The organism is Mycolicibacterium lacusdiani, from assembly GCF_021916785.1.
Taxonomy (GTDB): Bacteria; Actinomycetota; Actinomycetes; order Mycobacteriales; family Mycobacteriaceae; genus Mycobacterium; species Mycobacterium lacusdiani.
The window spans coordinates 327,485-344,571 of record NZ_JAKCFC010000002.1; the positions used below are offsets into that span (position 1 = coordinate 327,485).

Annotated in this window: 13 protein-coding genes; 7 read left to right on the forward strand and 6 right to left on the reverse strand. The window is 66.8% G+C overall.

What is annotated here, in order from left to right:
- The first annotated feature begins 23 nt into the window (after window positions 1-23).
- From LOK44_RS06515 to LOK44_RS06545, 7 genes are all read left to right on the forward strand, one after another.
- Window positions 24-2,111: a heparinase II/III family protein gene (locus LOK44_RS06515; RefSeq protein ID WP_237569203.1), complete on the forward strand. Its 2,088-nt coding sequence runs from the start codon at window positions 24-26 to the stop codon at window positions 2,109-2,111.
- Between the two features lie 167 nt (window positions 2,112-2,278).
- Complete coding sequence (locus LOK44_RS06520; protein ID WP_237569204.1) at window positions 2,279-3,274, forward strand: glycosyltransferase family 2 protein; 996 nt, start codon at window positions 2,279-2,281, stop codon at window positions 3,272-3,274.
- Window positions 3,275-3,858: 584 nt separating this feature from the next.
- Window positions 3,859-4,713, forward strand: coding sequence for a response regulator transcription factor (locus tag LOK44_RS06525; protein WP_237569205.1), 855 nt, complete (start codon window positions 3,859-3,861; stop codon window positions 4,711-4,713).
- A 168-nt stretch (window positions 4,714-4,881) separates the two neighbouring features.
- Window positions 4,882-7,227, forward strand: coding sequence for an exopolysaccharide biosynthesis polyprenyl glycosylphosphotransferase (locus LOK44_RS06530; protein ID WP_237569206.1), 2,346 nt, complete (start codon window positions 4,882-4,884; stop codon window positions 7,225-7,227).
- A gap of 74 nt (window positions 7,228-7,301) precedes the next feature.
- Complete coding sequence (locus LOK44_RS06535; protein WP_237569207.1) at window positions 7,302-8,588, forward strand: glycosyltransferase family 4 protein; 1,287 nt, start codon at window positions 7,302-7,304, stop codon at window positions 8,586-8,588.
- A complete protein-coding gene (gmd, locus tag LOK44_RS06540; RefSeq protein WP_237569208.1) occupies window positions 8,581-9,603 on the forward strand; it encodes a GDP-mannose 4,6-dehydratase in 1,023 nt (340 codons plus the stop codon). The genes LOK44_RS06535 and gmd overlap by 8 nt, the downstream gene beginning before the upstream one ends.
- A gap of 3 nt (window positions 9,604-9,606) precedes the next feature.
- Window positions 9,607-10,956, forward strand: a complete 1,350-nt coding sequence (locus LOK44_RS06545; protein ID WP_237569209.1) for a glycosyl hydrolase — start codon at window positions 9,607-9,609, stop codon at window positions 10,954-10,956.
- A 10-nt stretch (window positions 10,957-10,966) separates the two neighbouring features.
- Here the strand turns inward: LOK44_RS06545 and LOK44_RS06550 are convergent, their stop codons facing one another.
- From LOK44_RS06550 to acpS, 6 genes are read right to left on the reverse strand one after another with little or no spacing between them, the layout of a single operon-like run.
- Entirely contained in the window at window positions 10,967-12,442 is a 1,476-nt protein-coding gene (locus LOK44_RS06550; RefSeq protein WP_237569210.1) for a lipopolysaccharide biosynthesis protein, read from the reverse strand.
- On the reverse strand, window positions 12,435-13,436 hold the full coding sequence (locus tag LOK44_RS06555) for a GDP-L-fucose synthase family protein (RefSeq protein ID WP_283817752.1): 1,002 nt from the start codon (window positions 13,434-13,436) through the stop codon (window positions 12,435-12,437). The genes LOK44_RS06550 and LOK44_RS06555 overlap by 8 nt, the downstream gene beginning before the upstream one ends.
- Before the next feature lie 39 nt (window positions 13,437-13,475).
- The gene (gene nadE, locus LOK44_RS06560) at window positions 13,476-14,471 is read right to left on the reverse strand and encodes an NAD(+) synthase (RefSeq protein ID WP_237569211.1); all 996 of its coding nucleotides are present in this window, start codon (window positions 14,469-14,471) and stop codon (window positions 13,476-13,478) included.
- A complete protein-coding gene (asnB, locus tag LOK44_RS06565) occupies window positions 14,455-16,464 on the reverse strand; it encodes an asparagine synthase (glutamine-hydrolyzing) (protein WP_237569212.1) in 2,010 nt (669 codons plus the stop codon). The genes nadE and asnB overlap by 17 nt, the downstream gene beginning before the upstream one ends.
- Entirely contained in the window at window positions 16,464-16,688 is a 225-nt protein-coding gene (locus tag LOK44_RS06570) for a hypothetical protein (protein WP_237569213.1), read from the reverse strand. Before LOK44_RS06570 ends, asnB begins: the two co-directional genes overlap by 1 nt.
- On the reverse strand, window positions 16,685-17,086 hold the full coding sequence (gene acpS, locus LOK44_RS06575) for a holo-ACP synthase (protein WP_237569214.1): 402 nt from the start codon (window positions 17,084-17,086) through the stop codon (window positions 16,685-16,687). Before acpS ends, LOK44_RS06570 begins: the two co-directional genes overlap by 4 nt.
- Window position 17,087 lies beyond the last annotated feature (1 nt).

Sequence of the window (17,087 nt, forward strand, 5' to 3'; positions counted from 1 at the left end):
GGTATGCCAGTCGGCTCAGGTCGATGAGTGTCGCCGAGGTGGGCTGGCGCGTCGGCCGAGTGGCGGCGCGACGGGCGCACGCGGCGGGGCTGCCCGTTGGGAAGTCGGCGACGGGCTATTCGGACGGCACGAGCGATGCGGCGCTGGAGGCGTTCCGTGCGGCACGTCGACGTCCCGTGCTGCTGGACCGGTCGGGTGCTCGAGCACTTGCCGATGCGCACCCGCGGTGGGCCGCCGACCTCGTCGACGCGGCCGAGCGAGCGGCGCGCCTCGAAGTCACCTACTTCGGCTATCCCACCGTCGCGGTGCCCGCTCCCGTCGACTGGCACTTCGACCCGGTCTCGAGGACGACGTGGCCGACCACCGCCTCGTCGGCGATCGACTATCGAACCGCCGCCGGGGACGTGAAGTGGATCTGGGAGCTGAACCGGCTGCAGCACCTGCCACTGCTCGCTCAGGCGTGGCTGATCACCGGCGAGGCGCGGTTCAGCGCGGCCGCCTTCGACCAGATCGACGATTGGATCCGGCAGAACCCGCCCGGGGTGGGCGTCGGCTGGCGCAACCCGTTCGAGCCGGGAGTGCGGGCGATCTCGATCGCGCTGGCACTGCAGGGTCTGCGGGACAGCCCCGATCTCACCGCCGACCGGTTCGCGCGCATCGCCGACGTGCTCGTCGCGACTGCGCAGTGCTGCTGGTCGGATCGGTCGCGATTCAGTTCGGCGAACAATCACCTCGTCGGAGAACTCGCGGGGCTGGCGGTCGTCGCGCTGCTCTTCCCTGACCTGCCCGGGGCGACGACCTGGGAGCGCCGCGCGGTGCGCGAACTCGAGGCCGAAGCGGGAAGGCAGATCCTCGACGACGGTGCGGGCGCGGAGCAGGCCGTGGGCTACCAGGTCTTCACGGCCGAGTTACTGCTGGTGGTCGGCGCCCTGCTTCGGGTCAGGGACGGTCAGATGCCCGACGGCATCCGGCGTGCACTCATCCGCAGTGGGCACTATCTCGCGGCGCTGGTCGGTGACGGCGACCCAGCGCCGCGGATCGGTGACGACGACGAGGGCTTCGCCTTCCGACTCGACGGATCGCCCCTGCGGTCGGTCCGAGACCATCTCGGCCTGGTGGCGGCGGTCACCGGTGATCCCGTCAGCAGTCACCACGGCACCGCCTCCTGGACGTCCGCGTGGTTCGGCGGGCTCGCCGGCTCCGCGGTGTCAACCGGTGCGCCGTCGAGTCTCGAGACGAACGGCGACAGTCATCACGCGCCGGCAGGGGGGCTGGTGATCCTGCGCTCCGAGCGGCGTCGGGTGGTGATGGACGTCGGGCCACTGGGCTTCCTCTCGATCGCCGCGCACGGTCACGCCGACGCGCTGTCCGTCACCGTCGCACTGGACGGCGACGACCTGATCGGGGATCCCGGCGCGGCGAGCTACTACGGGCATCCCGACTGGCGGAACGTCCACCGCGGCACCCGGGTGCACCCGACCGTCGAAGTCGACGGCGTCGATCAGTCCGTGATGGCCGGTCCCTTCATGTGGAGCAGACATGCCGAGGTCGAGGTCAACGCGGTTGACCTCGCCGCGGGCATCGTCGACGCCGAGCACGACGGCTACCTTCGGTTGCCGGACCCGGTGCGGCACCGGCGCTGGCTGCTGGCACCGCCGGACGAGGACGCGATCCTGATCGTCGACCACGTGTCGGGGCAGGGGCGACACCGCGTGCGCACCTCGTGGCCCCTGGCACCGGCGCTCGGCGTGGTTCGGGCACCCGACGGCCACCTCGTCACCCGCGGGGAAACGGCCATCGCCCAGATCGCCACGGTGGCGACGTCGACGCTGACCGTCGACGAGGTACGCGGCGACGAAGCGTCGGGTCTGGGCTTCTGGTCGGATCGCCTCGAGTCACGGGAGCCCGCGTGGCTCGTCGGAGCGACCTGTTCGGCAGTACTGCCGCTGTGGGTGGCGACCGTCATCGCGCCGACGTCGGACGGAGCCGGCGTGAGCATGCTGCCGCTTCGGCTCGACGGCGGGCGGCTGACGGTTACCTGGAACGTCGGAGACCGGCGCCGCGTGGTCGTCGTCGACCCCTCGGGTGCGGGTTGGGTCGAAAGGCAGTGACGTTTGCCACAAATAGATGTGGAGAAGTCGTTAGACGGACGCTAGATGGCGCTGACGTGGCAAAAATGTAGGCAGCTACGTCTAGCGCAACTAGTCACACCATTGCTAAAGTCGCATGACCATGAGTTCTCTTAGTGATGCGACGAACCCGAGCGTAGGCGGGTGACATGGGCACCGCACCCCGGTTCAGCTTCCTGACCACCGCGTATCGCACGGAACCGTACGTGCGGGACACGATCGATTCGCTCGTCGCGCAGACCTGCCCCGACTGGGAACTGGTCATCGTCGACAACGGCAACTCGGACGCGATGGCCGACATCGTGCGGTCCTACTCCCACGACCCCAGGGTCAAACTCGTCAGGCACGAGAACCGGGGTTACGTCGGCGGCGTCACGTCGGCTGCAGCCCATGCCACCGGTGACTACCTGTGCGTGCTCGACAGCGACGACCAGCTGATGCCGAGGTTCTGCGCCGAGGTGGGTGCACTCCTGGACTCCGATCGCGGTATCGACGCGGTGGGAGTCGACGCTGCCCGGTTCACCGACGACGGACCCGACCACCTCGTGGGTTACCTACGCTCCATCGGCGTGCGCAAGCGTCCCGACCCAGGCGTCCCGTTGACGATGGTCGACGTTCTGGGTGGACTGGTGCCGTACTACACGTCGGCCGTCCGCCGCGAATCATGGGACGCGATGGGCGGTTTCGCCTCGGGCGTCCCTGGCATCGACGACTCGGTGGTGTTCTGGCTCCGCATGGTGCGCAAGTACGACGTGCGCGTGCTGCCGCGGCGCCTGGCCCGGTACCGCCTGCGCAGCGACTCGCTGAGCCGCGATCCCGCGGGGGTGGAGAAGTTCGAGGCGGAACTGGAGCGCTCGTTCCTGACGGCCGAGCCGTCGAGCGCCGCCGAAGTGGCCGCACTGCAGTCGACGCTGCGCCGGATCCGTTACTGGAAGCTGCTGCGGCAGGCGCGAACGGCACTGCTGGCCGGCGACGACAGGGCGGCGAGGCGCGCGGCGACGGCGGCGTTCGGCCAAAAGGCCACCGCGCGCAGTGCTGCGGTCGTGACGGCGGTGACCTTGGCTCCCGGACTGTTGCGCCGCATTCATCCGGTGAAGCAACGCGCAGAGTCTGCGATCGAGGACGTCGTCATCAAGGCGTCCTGAGCCCTCGGCACTAGGCCTCGTCTGCGGATCGTCGAAACGGGGCATACACGTGTGTGCTGCCGCGACCGTCTTCGCCTCCGAAAATATTTACTCGAGCGAAAATAGGCAACATCGCGGGTCGGCAAGAAGCGCGGTCGTTGCTCCGGTTTGGACGCGACAGGCGCATCTCCATCGTGCGCTAGCAGGACGCATTGAAGCCATTGTCCAGCAATGTATTGCGCTGGAATGGCATCTTGGCGGCAGTTCGGGTTCGTCGCCTTGCTCCCGTCGATCGGGTCAGGCGGCATCGGCAAGCCGGTCGTTGTTTAGGTGTGCAGCGAATTACTACGAAGTTGCTAGAACTGTGCGATGCGAAATACTCGTGTTGCGGGACCGGTGAAACTCCGCTTAACCTGACCGCGGAACTGCACCATGGGGGCTAGATCACCAGCATGATTGGAGCAGCTTCCTTCATCGGAGGCTCGAATTACGCCCGGGGGGGCAAGTATGTCGCAATCCGCAGGTTCATTTGCTGTTCTCGAAACAGCTCGGCAGTCACACGACGCGCTCGGCCGCTGCGCCGGTAGCGACCGGGATGGAACGTCGTGAGGGCCTACGGCTCGGTCGCGCGCCGGCCCATCGGCGCCGAACTGGTGGCGCCCGAGTGCGTGCAGGTGCCCACTCCCGAGGCCCGGCATTGGGATTCCGGTGGGCAGGGACCGACAGCGCCGCATGTCAACGGGTCCAACGGTCGGTCGCTGCTGTCGGCGGCCGGCAAGCTGAACGGCATCGAACGCCCGAGCGTTCCGAGCGCACGAATCCTGGTCATAGACGACTGCAAGCTCTCGCGAGAGAATCTCGCGGCAGCCCTACGGGAGCACGGGCAATCGGTTAGTGTCGCATGGGATCTGGCCTCGCTGGTGAGCGTCGACACAAGCCTGCGGCCCGACGTCGTCCTCCTGAACGTGACCACCCGCGAGTGCGAGAAGCTGGTGGGCGCAGCGCTTCAACTCGACCCCAAGGTGCACGTCATCGCCACGGGCGTCTCGGAGGACGACGAATCGGCGATAGTGGCGTGCGCCGAAGCGGGTGTCGCCGGGTACCACACCCGCTTTCAGTCCCTGGATGATCTGCTTCGACTGATAAGCAAGGTCATTGCGGGCGAGACGTTGTTTTCGCCACGCGTCTCGGCCATGCTGCTTCGGCGGCTGTCCTCCCGCGGTTCTGACCGCCATCCTGGCGCCAAGGAACTGGTTCTCACCGCACGCGAGGCCCAGATCTTGGGAATGCTGCGAATTGGGTTGTCCAACCGCGAGATCGCGGCGCAGTTGTGCATCGCGGTGAACACCGTGAAGAACCACGTACACAGCGTGTTGTCGAAGTTGGGCGTCACCAGTCGTGCCGAGGCCGCCGCCTTGTCGCGAACACTCAACTACACCCTGCGGGACTCGGAGGACTAGACCCCGGACCACTCCGATTTGGCTCCTATGGTCCATGTACTCCGGACGCCCGTGGCCCGATAGTTGGCTGGTGTACCAGGGATTAGCTCGGAGACCGCGCCCGGGCAGGGGATCGGTCGATCCGCCTAGATCGGTCCGTCCGCGACCATGACACTGGACGGGGGAACAGTGTCTGACCGCGGGCGGACCGATTCGAAGGTCCCGCCTCCACTTAGCGAAGAGGAGGCGGGACCGCACCCGCGCCATCCGGCGTCCGAGCGACTGGCCGGCGTGGTCGAGCGCTCGAGGTGGCAACGCAGTTACGCCAAGAAGCTGCTCGTCACCGATACATTCGTCGTAGTCGGTGCCATCAGCCTCGCGCACGTCGTGCGCTTCGGCGAACCGTTGAATCCCGCGGGGTACCCGCATTACTTCCTGCTGGCGTTCTCGCTGGCATTCGCGCTCGGGTGGCTGTGCGCGTTGGCGCTATTCCACACTCGGTCAACCCTTCTCGTCGGCACCGGCGTGGAGGAGTACCGCCGAGTGGTCGCCGCATCCTTCGGGACCTTCGGCGCGATCGCGATCGTCACCCTGCTCTTCAAAGCGGACATCGCCCGCGGGTATCTCGCGGTGGCGCTGCCGGTGGGCACCGTCGCGCTCGTGTTGAGCAGGTGGGCGTGGCAGGCATCGGTTGCCCGCAGGAGAGCGGCCGGTGACTGCAGAACCGCGGTGATGGCGTTCGGCGAGGAAGACGCGGTGGTCGACCTGGTCACCGAGCTGACGCGACACCCGGCCGATGGTTACGACGTCGTCGGGATCGGCATACCGAACCACGGGCCGCCCCGAGGCGAGCATCTCCTCGTCGGAGGACGTCGAATTCCCATCGTCGGTGGGGAATCCGACATGCTCGCGGCGATTCGCAGTTGCGGCGCCGACACCGTCGCGATAGCCGGGACCGAACACTTCGGGCTGCGAGGCATCCGGCGGCTCATCTGGGATCTCGAACCGTTGGGCGTGGACCTGGTGATGTCCACCGGGGTGATGGACGTTGCGTTGTCGCGGCTCGTCATGCGGCCCATCGCCGGCCTACCACTGCTGCACATCGAAAAACCTCAGTATCGCGGAGCGAAACGGTTCCAGAAGCAAGCCTTCGACGTCTGCCTCGCGACGGTCGTCCTCGCCGTTGCCATGCCCGTCATGGTGCTCGCGGCGCTTGCCATCAAGCTGACGAGCCGCGGCCCGGTGTTCCAGACCGCCCCCCGGATGGGCATGGACGGACAGCCGTTCTCGATGCTGAGATTCCGCACCACTCTGGCCGGGGACGAATCGCGATCAGACCGAAGGATTCTCGAGGCGCTGGATCCCGACGGCCCCATCCAACACAGCGAGGACAGGCACGCCGTCAGCACGGTGGGACGGGTCCTCCGCCGGTTCAGCATCGACGGGCTACCCATGTTCATCAACGTGCTCAAACGTGAGATGAGCGTCGTCGGACCCCGCGCACCATTGCGCCAGGAGGTCGAGGCGTACGACGTCGAGGTCCTGCGTCGACTCCTGTTCAGACCCGGCATCACCGGCCTCTGGCAGATCAGCGGTCGTGCAGACCTGAGCTGGAACGAGTCGGTGCGCCTAGACCTCTCGTACATCGACAACTGGTCCATGACCAGCGACGTGATGATCGTCCTCAAGACCACCAGAACCGTCGTGGCGCGGATCGACGGCTCGAATCACCATGACGGTGAGGACGCAGGCGATTCGCGAGTGCAGGACTTCGTCGAGTTGCACCGTCGGATCTGCTGCATCGACGACGACGTGGCGCACGCCGAACTGCTCCAGGCCCTCCGGCGGCCGACCCGGCCGTACGTCGTGTCCTTCGTCAACGCACATGCCGCCAATCTGGTGTGGCACAGCCCCTTGCTCTCCGAGAGCCTGCTGAAGTCGGATCTGTTGCTACGGGACGGCATCGGCGTGCAGTTGGGGTTGATGGCCTTCGGTAGGTCCGGTGGGCTGAACATGAACGGCACCGACCTCATCCCGCAGATAGCAGGTGCGTACTCCGGTCGACGGGCGGCGCTGTTCGGCACGACGTCACCGTGGCTCGATCGGGCCTGCGAGAAACTGGAAGCGGCGGGCGTGACGGTGGTGGCGAGCCACCATGGTTTCTCTCCCGCACAGACCTACGTGGACATGGCCGTCTCCTGGCGGCCCGACCTCATCATCCTGGCGATGGGCATGCCGAAGCAGGAACTCGTCGCCAGTCGTCTGCGCGACCGACTCACCCATCCGGTTCTGATCGTGAACGGCGGAGCGATATTGGACTTCCTTGGCGAAAAGGTGACTCGGGCACCGCGTTTCATGCAATGCACCGGCACCGAGTGGCTCTATCGGCTCCTCGTGGAGCCACGCCGCCTGGCGAGGCGTTACGTCGTCGGTATACCCGCGTTCTTCGCGCACATCGCCCGATCGCGCGCGGTGCTGCGCGAGGCGACCACCTCCGTCGCGGAGTCCACGCCGCTGCAGTCCGGAACCGGGTAGGTGCGCGTCTCATGACACTCGAAGCCCCGTCTCGCCCCCCGGGACACAGGGCGCACCCACTTCTCGTCAGGCGGATGGATCCGCAGGAGACGACGGTCGTTCGGCCGGCAAGCAGACCGGTGCGCATCGCGATACTGGGGATAAACTACTGGCCCGAGCCAACTGGCATCGCGCCGTACACGACCGCGCTGGCCGCGGGCATGATGGCACGGGGACACGCGGTCCGCGTGTTCACCGGCCTGCCGCACTACCCGCAGTGGGAGCGCCCGGGGCGGGGCGCCGCGCTGCGGTCGCACGACGTCGTCGACGGGGTTCGCGTCCGCCGGCTGAACCACGTCGTGCCGTCCGGCGAGTCCTGGTTCGGTCGCGTCGCAATGGAACTGACGTTCGGCGCCCAGGTGTCCACGTGTCGGTGGGACGCACCCGACGTCATCGTCTGTACGACGCCACCGCTGCTGGCGACCTCCATGGCGATCGCCAGGGCGCGGTGGACGCGCCGCCGCCCGGCGATCGGCGTACTGGTCCACGACCTGTATGGCAGAGGTGCCACGGAGGCTCAGATCGGATGCCGCACCCTGAGGCGGGGCTTGGGTGCCATCGAATCAGCGACACTGAGAGCTGCCGACGGCGTCGCGGTCATCCACAGCGGCTTCGGGTCCGACCTCGTCGACAATCTCGGGGTCGACCCGGCTCGGATCAGGGAGATTCGGAACTGGAACCACGTCGACGCCCCGGATCTGACTGCCAGTGCGACGTTTCGGGCCGCGCGTGGCTGGTCGAACGACGACGTCATCGTCCTGCACGCGGGCAACATGGGGCACAAGCAGGGCCTCGAGAACGTCCTTGCCGCAGCTGACCTGGCCGGACGCACGGGCAGCCGGGCTCGGTTCGTGCTGATGGGCGACGGCAATCAGCGGTCGTCCCTGGAAGCGGCAGGCGCCGGCTTGCGCAATCTCGAATTCCTGCCGCCCGTCGGTGAAGCAGACTTCCCGGCCGCACTCGGTGCCGCGGACGTCCTCCTGGTCAACGAACGGCCGGGCGTCGCGCAGATGTCGGTTCCCAGCAAGCTCACGTCGTACTTCCGTTCGGGCAAGCCCGTGCTGGCGGCCATCGACTCGGCCGGGCTCACCGCGGGCGAGATGGCCGCCTCCGGCGGCGGCGTCTCCGTGCCGGCTGATCGGCCAGACCTGCTGTTGAGGGAGGCACTCCGATTGGCCGCCGATCCCGTTCTCGCCGAACGGCTGGGGGCACGCGGCCGACGCTACTGCGAGTCGGTGCTGTCCGAGAAGGCCGCACTGGACCGCTACGAACAGTGGATCACAGACCTTGCCGATGGACGCCGGGAGGACCTCGATGGCTAAGCGCGCACTGATCACCGGAATCACCGGCCAGGACGGCTCGTACCTGGCCGAACTCTTGCTCCTCAAGGGCTACGAGGTGCACGGAATCATCAGGCGCGCATCCACGTTCAACACCCGCCGGATCGACCACCTCTACGTCGACCCCCACGAATCGGCCGCCCGCCTGTTCATGCACTACGGGGACATGGTCGATGGATCCCGGATGAGCGTCTTGCTGTCCGAGATACGCCCGGACGAGGTGTATCACCTCGCCTCGCAGTCGCACGTCAGGGTGAGCTTCGACGAACCCGAATACACCGCCAATGCCACGGGTCTCGGAACGATCCGGCTGTTGGAGGCAATCCGGCAGGCTCGCCTCGATTGTCGCTTCTATCAGGCATCCACGTCGGAGATGTTCGGTTCGTCGGCTCCGCCGCAGAACGAGGACACGCTGTTCCAGCCCCAGTCGCCGTACGGTACGGCGAAGGTGTTCGCGCACTGCACGACCAAGAACTATCGCGAAGCCTACGGAATATTCGCGTGCAGCGGCATTCTGTTCAACCACGAATCACCGCGTCGCGGCGAGACGTTCGTCACCCGCAAGATCACCCGTGCCGTCGCGCGCATCAAGGCGGGTCTCGACGAGCACTTGTGGATGGGCAACATCGATGCGGTACGCGACTGGGGGTACGCCCCGGAGTACGTCGAGGGAATGTGGCGAATGCTGCAGGCCGACGAGCCCGACGACTACGTTCTCGCCACCGGCGACGGATGCACGGTGCGCGACTTCCTCGCGATGGCATTCGACGCGGTCGGCCTGGACTGGGAACGCCACGTGCGCTTCGACGAACGGTACCTACGGCCGAGCGAGGTGGGCTCGCTGATCGGTGACCCGTCGAGGGCGAAGGTGGCGTGGGGCTGGGATCCGCTGGTGCGGACGCCGGAACTCGTGAGGATCATGGTGGACGCCGACATCCTGGCGCTCGAGAGCGGCGGACACGTGATCGACCGGCCCGTTCTACCGGGATGGGCGTAGGCCGTGGCCCTGGACCGACGCGACTTCCTGAAGTGGACCGGGCTGACGGTGACGTGCGCGGCCGCTGCGATGACCGGCGCGTGCAGCAGCGGAACACCGGCCCCACCTCTTCCTCCCGCCGCTGCCGCCGGACGAGAGCTGATGAAGATCGGCCTCTACACGTGGGACGAGATCTCCGATCTGTCGAATCAGGTCGAGTGGCTGAACCTCACGTACGCCCGCGCCGGCGTCATGTCGGACGCGCTGATGTCGTTCTGCGTCGACCACCACATCGACGTGCTGCTGAACGTCTCGCCGACCGTCGACCGGGCGGTCTTCGCCACCGAAGTCGAGTTCATCTCGGCGTATCTGGCGCAGATCGACTGGGCGCTGGGCAGGTTCGGGCCTAGGGGAACGTTCTGGTCGGACCACCCCGGGGTGCGGTACCACCCCATCACTCAGATCGAGGTGTGCAACGAGCCGAACTTCGGCTACGGGTTCAGTGTCGGCGACGCCGAGGTGGCACCGCTCTATGCACGGGTCCTGATCGCTTCTCATGGGCACATCAAGGCGACGTGGCCGGAGGTCGTCGTGGTCGGCTTCGCGGCCGGAGGCGCATCCAATGCGGCGCCGGACTTCCTGTCGAACACGTTCGCCGAACTCCAATCCGCCGGGCAGATCGACTGTTTCGACGTGGTATCCGTGCATCCGTACAGTTCCAACAAGCCGCCGGAGCAGACGATCATCGAGGAATGGGGATCGTGGTCGTCGCGTGAGTCCATCGACAGCATCCGTCAAGTCATGCAGGAGTTCGGGGTCGCGAAACCTCTGTGGATCACCGAGGTCGGGTACCAGATATCCCACGCCGACGGTGGGAAGTTCGCGGTGACGATCGACAACCAGCAGGTCACGACCGAGACCGTCACGCCGCTGCAACAGGCCGCCTACACCGTGCGCGTGAACATGGCGGCGGCGAGGTACGACATCCCGCGCGTCTACCACATGTTCGTGCTCGACACCGACGACTACAACGGTGGCTGGTTCGGCCCCGGCCCCGGCCACGAACCGCGGTTGGTGGCCGTTGCGATGCGGCAGGTGATCAACCTGCTGGCCGGGGCGACGAATCTGGAGGTCGTCCTCGACGGAGCGCAGGACAAGCCGACCGACCCGTTCGCATACCGCTTCACCACGCCCCGGGGGACGGTTCTGGTGGCGTGGTGTCAGGTGGCGGCCACGTTCGAGCTGCAGCTCGAAGCAGGCACCCGGACTGTCGTCACCGACCTGCAGGGCAACGTCGTGGCGACGACTCAGGACGCGGCCTACGACGCGGCGCTGTCCGAGGAACCGATCTTCTTGCACTCGACGCCGGTCTAGGTCGCGTCGATCACCTCGGCTCGCCGGTGACACCGGCGGAACCGTCGCGGCCTGCCAGCCGTTTCGCATCGAACACCAGGTCGGCCAGCAGCCGAGGGTGCCCGATGCGCAATGCCAGCGCACCGACGCCCACCGCGGCCAACGATCCGAGGCCCAGTACCACTGCGTCGCGATCGGTGATCAGGACTGCGACGGTCAGGTAGGTGCCGGCCATCCAGACGGCCACGTGCGTTGCGGGCAGCAGCGACGACAACTGCTCGTGCAGCGACACGTCCACCAGATGACGTCTGATCAACCATTCGACGGGCACGAGCAGCGCGGTCGCCACCGAGTAGCCCAGTGCGACGCCGAAGGGACCGAACGGTAGGCCGGCGACGATGCCAAGCGTTGCGACGGCGGTCGTGAGCCAGGCGTAGCGGAGGTGCAGCTTGTCGTGTCCGGTCCCGAGGCAGAGCGGCGACGTCGAGCATTGATAGATCGCTTGCAGGGCGCCTGCGACGGCGAGCACCTGCACGATGGGGACCGCCGGTGCCCACTGCGGGCCGAAGACGATCGCGACCAGCTGCGGTGCGGCCGCAGCGATCAGCGCCATCGTCGGCAAGGCGCCCATCGCGACCAGGCGCGTCGTCCGGGTGAGCTGGTCGCGGAGCGCGGGGATGTCGTCGGCGAGTCGGGAGAACAGCGGATAGAGCACCGTGGCGACGGTCTGGAGTGCCAGCTGTACCGGGAGGAGGAGCAGTCGGTACGCCAATCCGTAGAAGGCCAGTGCCTGCGCGCCCTGCACTCGTCCGATCAGTAGGTTGTCGACGTTGCGCGACAGGGAGTTCAGCAGCAGTCCCGCCATGAACGCGCGCCCCGAGAAGGCCGCTATGTGGCGGAGTTGGCCGAAGTTGGCGTTCGGTCGCCAGGATGCGCCGAACAGACACAGCGCGGACAGCAGGACGACGTCGGTGGCGAGGATCTGCACCACCAGGGACCAGTACCCGCCGCCCGAGACCGCCACGATCACGCCTGCGATGCCGCCGAGCATCGCGGACGCGATGTCGGCGATCCCCATCTTGCGAAAGTCCATGCCGCGGATGAGCATTGCGCGCGGCGTGACGGCCGCCGCTCGTAGCAGCAGACTGGGGGCGAAGGCGACGAGGATGACCGCCAGCTCGGGGGTACGCATGAACTCCGCCCACAGTGGCGCGATGGCGACGGTCAGTGCGGCCAGGGCGCAACCGACCGCCAGGTTCACCGACACGACCACGCCCGGCATGTCCGGATGGACGTCCTTGCGCTGGATCAGCGCACTCGAGAAGCCCTGGTCGAGCAGCAGGCTGATGATGCCGACGTAGACCAGGGCCTGCGCGACCACGCCGAAGTCGTCGGGGCCGACCAGCCGAGCCAGGACGATCGTGAAGACCGTCCGGGACAGTTCCCGCCCGACCACCGAGAAACCGCTCCAGCGCATGCCCGCTGCCAGCGCCGTCGATTCAGCCACGTGGCGCCCCGTTGACCACCGGGGGCGCCGAACCCCGGTAGTCGTTCTGGTGGGCCAGGAACCACGCGTAGGTCTGCCGAAGGCCTTGCCGCAGCGTCGTCTTGGCACTCCAGCCCAGTCCGTCCATGCGCCGGACGTCGAGGATCTTGCGTGGTGTGCCGTCGGGTTTCGAGCGGTCCCACTCGATGCGGCCGCGATATCCCACCGTCTCGGCGATCATCTCCGCCAGTTCGCGCACCGTCACGTCCCGGCCGGTGCCGACGTTCACCGGGCCGTCGCCGTCGTAGGCGTTCAACAAGTGGTGACAGGCATCGGCGAGGTCGTCCACGTACAGGAACTCGCGCAACGGGGAACCGCTGCCCCAGCAGGTGACCGAACGCGCGTCCTCTCGCATCGCACCGTGGAAACGTCGGATCAGACCAGGGATGACGTGGCTGTCTTCTGCGTCGAAGTTGTCCCCAGGGCCGTAGAGGCTGGCGGGCATGACGCAGATGTAGGGCAGTCCGTGCTGTCGGCGGATGGCTTCGACCTGGGCGATGCCGGCGATCTTGGCCACGGCGTAGGCCTCGTTGGTCGGCTCCAGCGGCCCCGTCATGAGTGCGTGCTCCTGGATGGGCTGATCCGCGAACTTCGGGTAGATGCAGCTCGATCCGAAGAACACGAACCGTGTCACGCCGGTGGATACCGCGCTGTCCAGGAGATTGACCTGGATCCGGATGTTGTCGGAGATGAAGTCGGCGGGCCGGGTGTGATTGGCCATGATGCCGCCCACCCGGGCCGCCGCACCGATCACGACGTCGGGCCGGGTCTCGCGGAAGAACCGCTCGGTCGCTGCGGCATCCCGCAGGTCGAGTTCCCGGGAGTCACGGCCGAGTACGTTCCGGTAGCCGAGTTCGGCGAACCGTCGGCGCAGGGCCGATCCCACCATTCCCCGGTGGCCCGCGACGAAGATCCGGGTGTCCGGCAGCAAGGGACGCAGGGGTGTTCTCGCCATCGCGATCTCACCGCAGCCGGGTGTCGGCGGTAGCGGTCCTCAATGGCCGATCTCCGGCACGTCGGCCGCCAGGACGGGAGCCAACTGTAGGTACTCGGTCGTCTTGCGCTTCTGTTCGATGTCCCGGAACACTCGGTTCACCTGCTCGTCGGTCAGACCCGTGGCCGCGGCGATGTCCGAAAGGGGTACGTCGTTGTTCAGGCCGAACAAGCACAGGTCCATGCGCTGGTACGGCAGCGAGAAGTAGAACTCCTCCTGAGACTGTGGCATCGAATAGGTGTCGGTGGTCGACGGCCGGCTGCGGATCCGATCGGGGACGCCCAGGTACTCGGCGAGTGCGTACACCTGCGACTTGTAGAGGTGCGCAATCGGTTTCACGTCGGCAGCACCGTCACCGAGCTTCACGAAGAACCCCTGGTCGTACTCGAGCCGGTTCGGCGTTCCCGAGACGACGTAGTTGAGACGATCGGCGTGGTAGTACTCCAGCATCTTTCGGGCACGCTGCTTGAAGTTGGTTGCGGCAACGATCCCCAGGTAGGACTCCGTGCTCAGTCGATGGGTCGTCTGGGTGCCGTCCGGAGCCTGCACCACCACCGAGTAGAGCCGGAAGGCATCCGAGTCGATGACGCTGGGCAGCACGATCTTCGACTTGTAGCCGGGGCCGTACTCGGGACACACCATGCGGATCGCCTCGTCGCGCCGCTGGTAACAGCCTGCCGCGTCGAGGAGTGACGAGATGTCCTCGAGCCGGCTTTCGATGCCGAGGGACTCCGCAAGGAGACGACTGTAATCAAGGGTGTCGAAGGACGATTCGCGCTCCGGCATGTGCAGACCGAATACCCGATCGTTTCCGACCGCGCGTACGCACAGTGCGGCCACGACGCTGGAGTCGATCCCCCCGGAGAGGGCGACGACCACACCGCGCCGCTTCGTCCTGCTGAGATACTCGGTCAGGCTCTTGGTGATGCGGTCCACCTCGAATGCCGCGTCGATGGTCAGGCTGTCCGGTCCGAATGTCTCATCTCCGTGCGTCACTGCATTTCCCCTTCGTGGTTACCAGGTCTACCGCGACCGTCGGTTGCGGCAATGTCCGTTCGGGCAGGGACCATTCGGTCCCCGCGATGAAGCACTCATATGTCAGCTGCGTCGACACGACGGCGAGCACCCGCATGTTGTCGGTGTTGCTCATGCCGTCGCCACCGGACTTCGCGCACTTGCGGAACAGCCCGGATACCATCCGAGGATCGAACACCCCAGCCGCGGTGATGGCCGGCTCGGACGTCAGCTCGTCGAACCACTCGGGGCGGTCCGATGCGAAGAAACTCGCTGCGTCGGGGGCTCGGTAGGGCTGCTTCGGCCTCCTCAGGATCTCTTCCGGGATCATGTCCGCGAAAGCCCGCTTGAGGAGGTACTTCTCGTCGAGTCCGAACAGCTTGTGTCGTGCGGGGAGCTGGTTGGCGAACTCGATGACGTTGCGGTCGAGGAACGGAAACCGGCCTTCCACCGAGTTCGCCATCAGCATGCGGTCGCCTTGGGAGGCAAGGATGTAGCCGGGCAGTAGCGTCGTCATCTCGAGCCACTGGGCGCGGCTGAGTGGATCCCACTGCGCGCTCTCTGCAGGCATTCCGGCGGTGACGTCGTCGAGCGGGCCGGCCGAGGTCCGGTTCCGCATGTCGGCGGAGAACATCGTCGTGATCGACGCCGTGGAATCCCACCGGGGACGGTGCGAGAGCGCGGGATCGTCGAGGTCCAGGTTCCGCCCGAAGAAGCTGCGCGCGAACGCCGGTGCCCTACCAGGGGATCGCTCCATCCAGGGATACAGCAGCTCCAGGGCCTTCGCACGCTTCGCGGATTCCGGGTCGCGAGCCCAGAACATCCGGACCCGGGCCTCGCGGAAGACGTCGTATCCGGCGAGGACCTCGTCGGCACCCTCGCCGGTGACGACGACCTTGAACCCGTGCTCGGCCACCAACTTCGACAGGAGGTACATCGGGGCGGGTCCTGCCCGCACCAGGGGGGTTTCGGTGTGGCGGATGACCTGTGGGAAGACGTCAACGATGTCCGACGGATGCACGACGATGTCCTGGTGCTGAGTGCCCAGCGCCTTGGACATCTGGCGCTGGTAGCCGCCTTCGTCGAACTCGCGATCCTGGAACCGCAGGGAGAAGGTGTGCAGGTCGGCATCGGTGTAGCGCGAGATCACCGCGGCGGTGATCGCGGAGTCCAATCCTCCCGAGAGGTAGGCGCCGACTGGAACGTCGCTGCGCAGGAACCGTAGGCGCGTCGCCTCGATCATGCGTTCCCGCAACCCGGCGGCGTTCTCCACGGTGTTCTGGCAGGGCTCGGATCCGCGGGGCGGGAAGGAGGCGCGCCAGTAGGGCGCCACGCGAAAGCCCTTCCGGTCCAGCACCGCATGGTGTCCTGGCGGCAATTGCTCGACACCGCTGAACACGGTGCGTGGAGCGACCGTGGACCAGTAGCCGAAGGTCTGCGACAGACCTTCGGAATCAAACGATCGCGGCACGGTTGGGTCGGCGAACAGCGCCTTGACCTCGGATGCGAACAGGAAGCGGTCACGCTTGCGGGTGTAGAACAGTGGCCGCACGCCCATCCGATCGCGACACAGGATGAGGCGCTCCTCGCGGCTGTCCCACAGCGCGAGCGCCCACTGGCCGTTGAACCTGTCGAAGCAATCGGTGCCCCACTGCTCCCAGGCGTGCACGATTACCTCGGTGTCACTCGCGGTTCGGAAGCGGTGACCCAACGCCTTGAGTTCGCGAGCCAACTCGACGTAGTTGAAGATCTCGCCGTTGAACGTCACCCAGAGCGTGCCGTCCTCGTTGCAGAGCGGCTGGGCGCCGCCCGCCATGTCGATGATGGCCAGGCGCGTGTGCCCCAGCGCCGCGCGGTGGTCGCGGTAGAAGCCGTGGCCGTCCGGTCCGCGGTGGCCGAGCCGACTCATCATCTTGTCGAGCAACGTCAGCTCGGGAGGTGCGCCCGTGGTGACCACTCCGCAGATGCCGCACATCAGCGCTGCCCTCTCGCGCGGTCGAGCAGGGTCGCGAGCGCCACCGGATCACTCGGGTCGATGGAGTCGATGTCGGCATCGTCGAGCTGGATCGCGAAGACGTCCTCCAGTGCGAGGGCGATGGTCACGGCACTGAGTTCGAATCGACTCGATTGAGCAGTGTCATTCGACGCCGTGAGCGCTACGAGGTCGGCCAGCGCCTGCTCGACGTGGTCGCGGTTCACGGCCCGTCCGGTTTCTCGGCGGCGAGGGTCGTGATCGCCACCGCGGTCGCGTAGTCGTCGCAGTGCGACATCGAGATGCGGATGTCCGTCACGCCCGCGCCTGCGGCGATCGCCAGCGGCGCGTCGGAGAGCCGGATGCCCGGGGCGCCGGTTCGCGTGCTCACCACCTCGATCGACCGCCAGGGCAGAGGGCCGTCCCAGTGCCCGGGCAGTGTCTTGGCGACGGCCTCCTTGGCAGCGAAGCGTGCGGCGAAGTGCCGGCTCGGCATGGCCTTGCGGGTGCAGTATTCGATCTCGCCTGCGGTGAACCACCGTCGGAGGAACCCGTCACCATGATCCCGGATCAACCGGTCGATCCGCGCGACCGGAACGATGTCGATGCCCGTCTCACCCAGCATC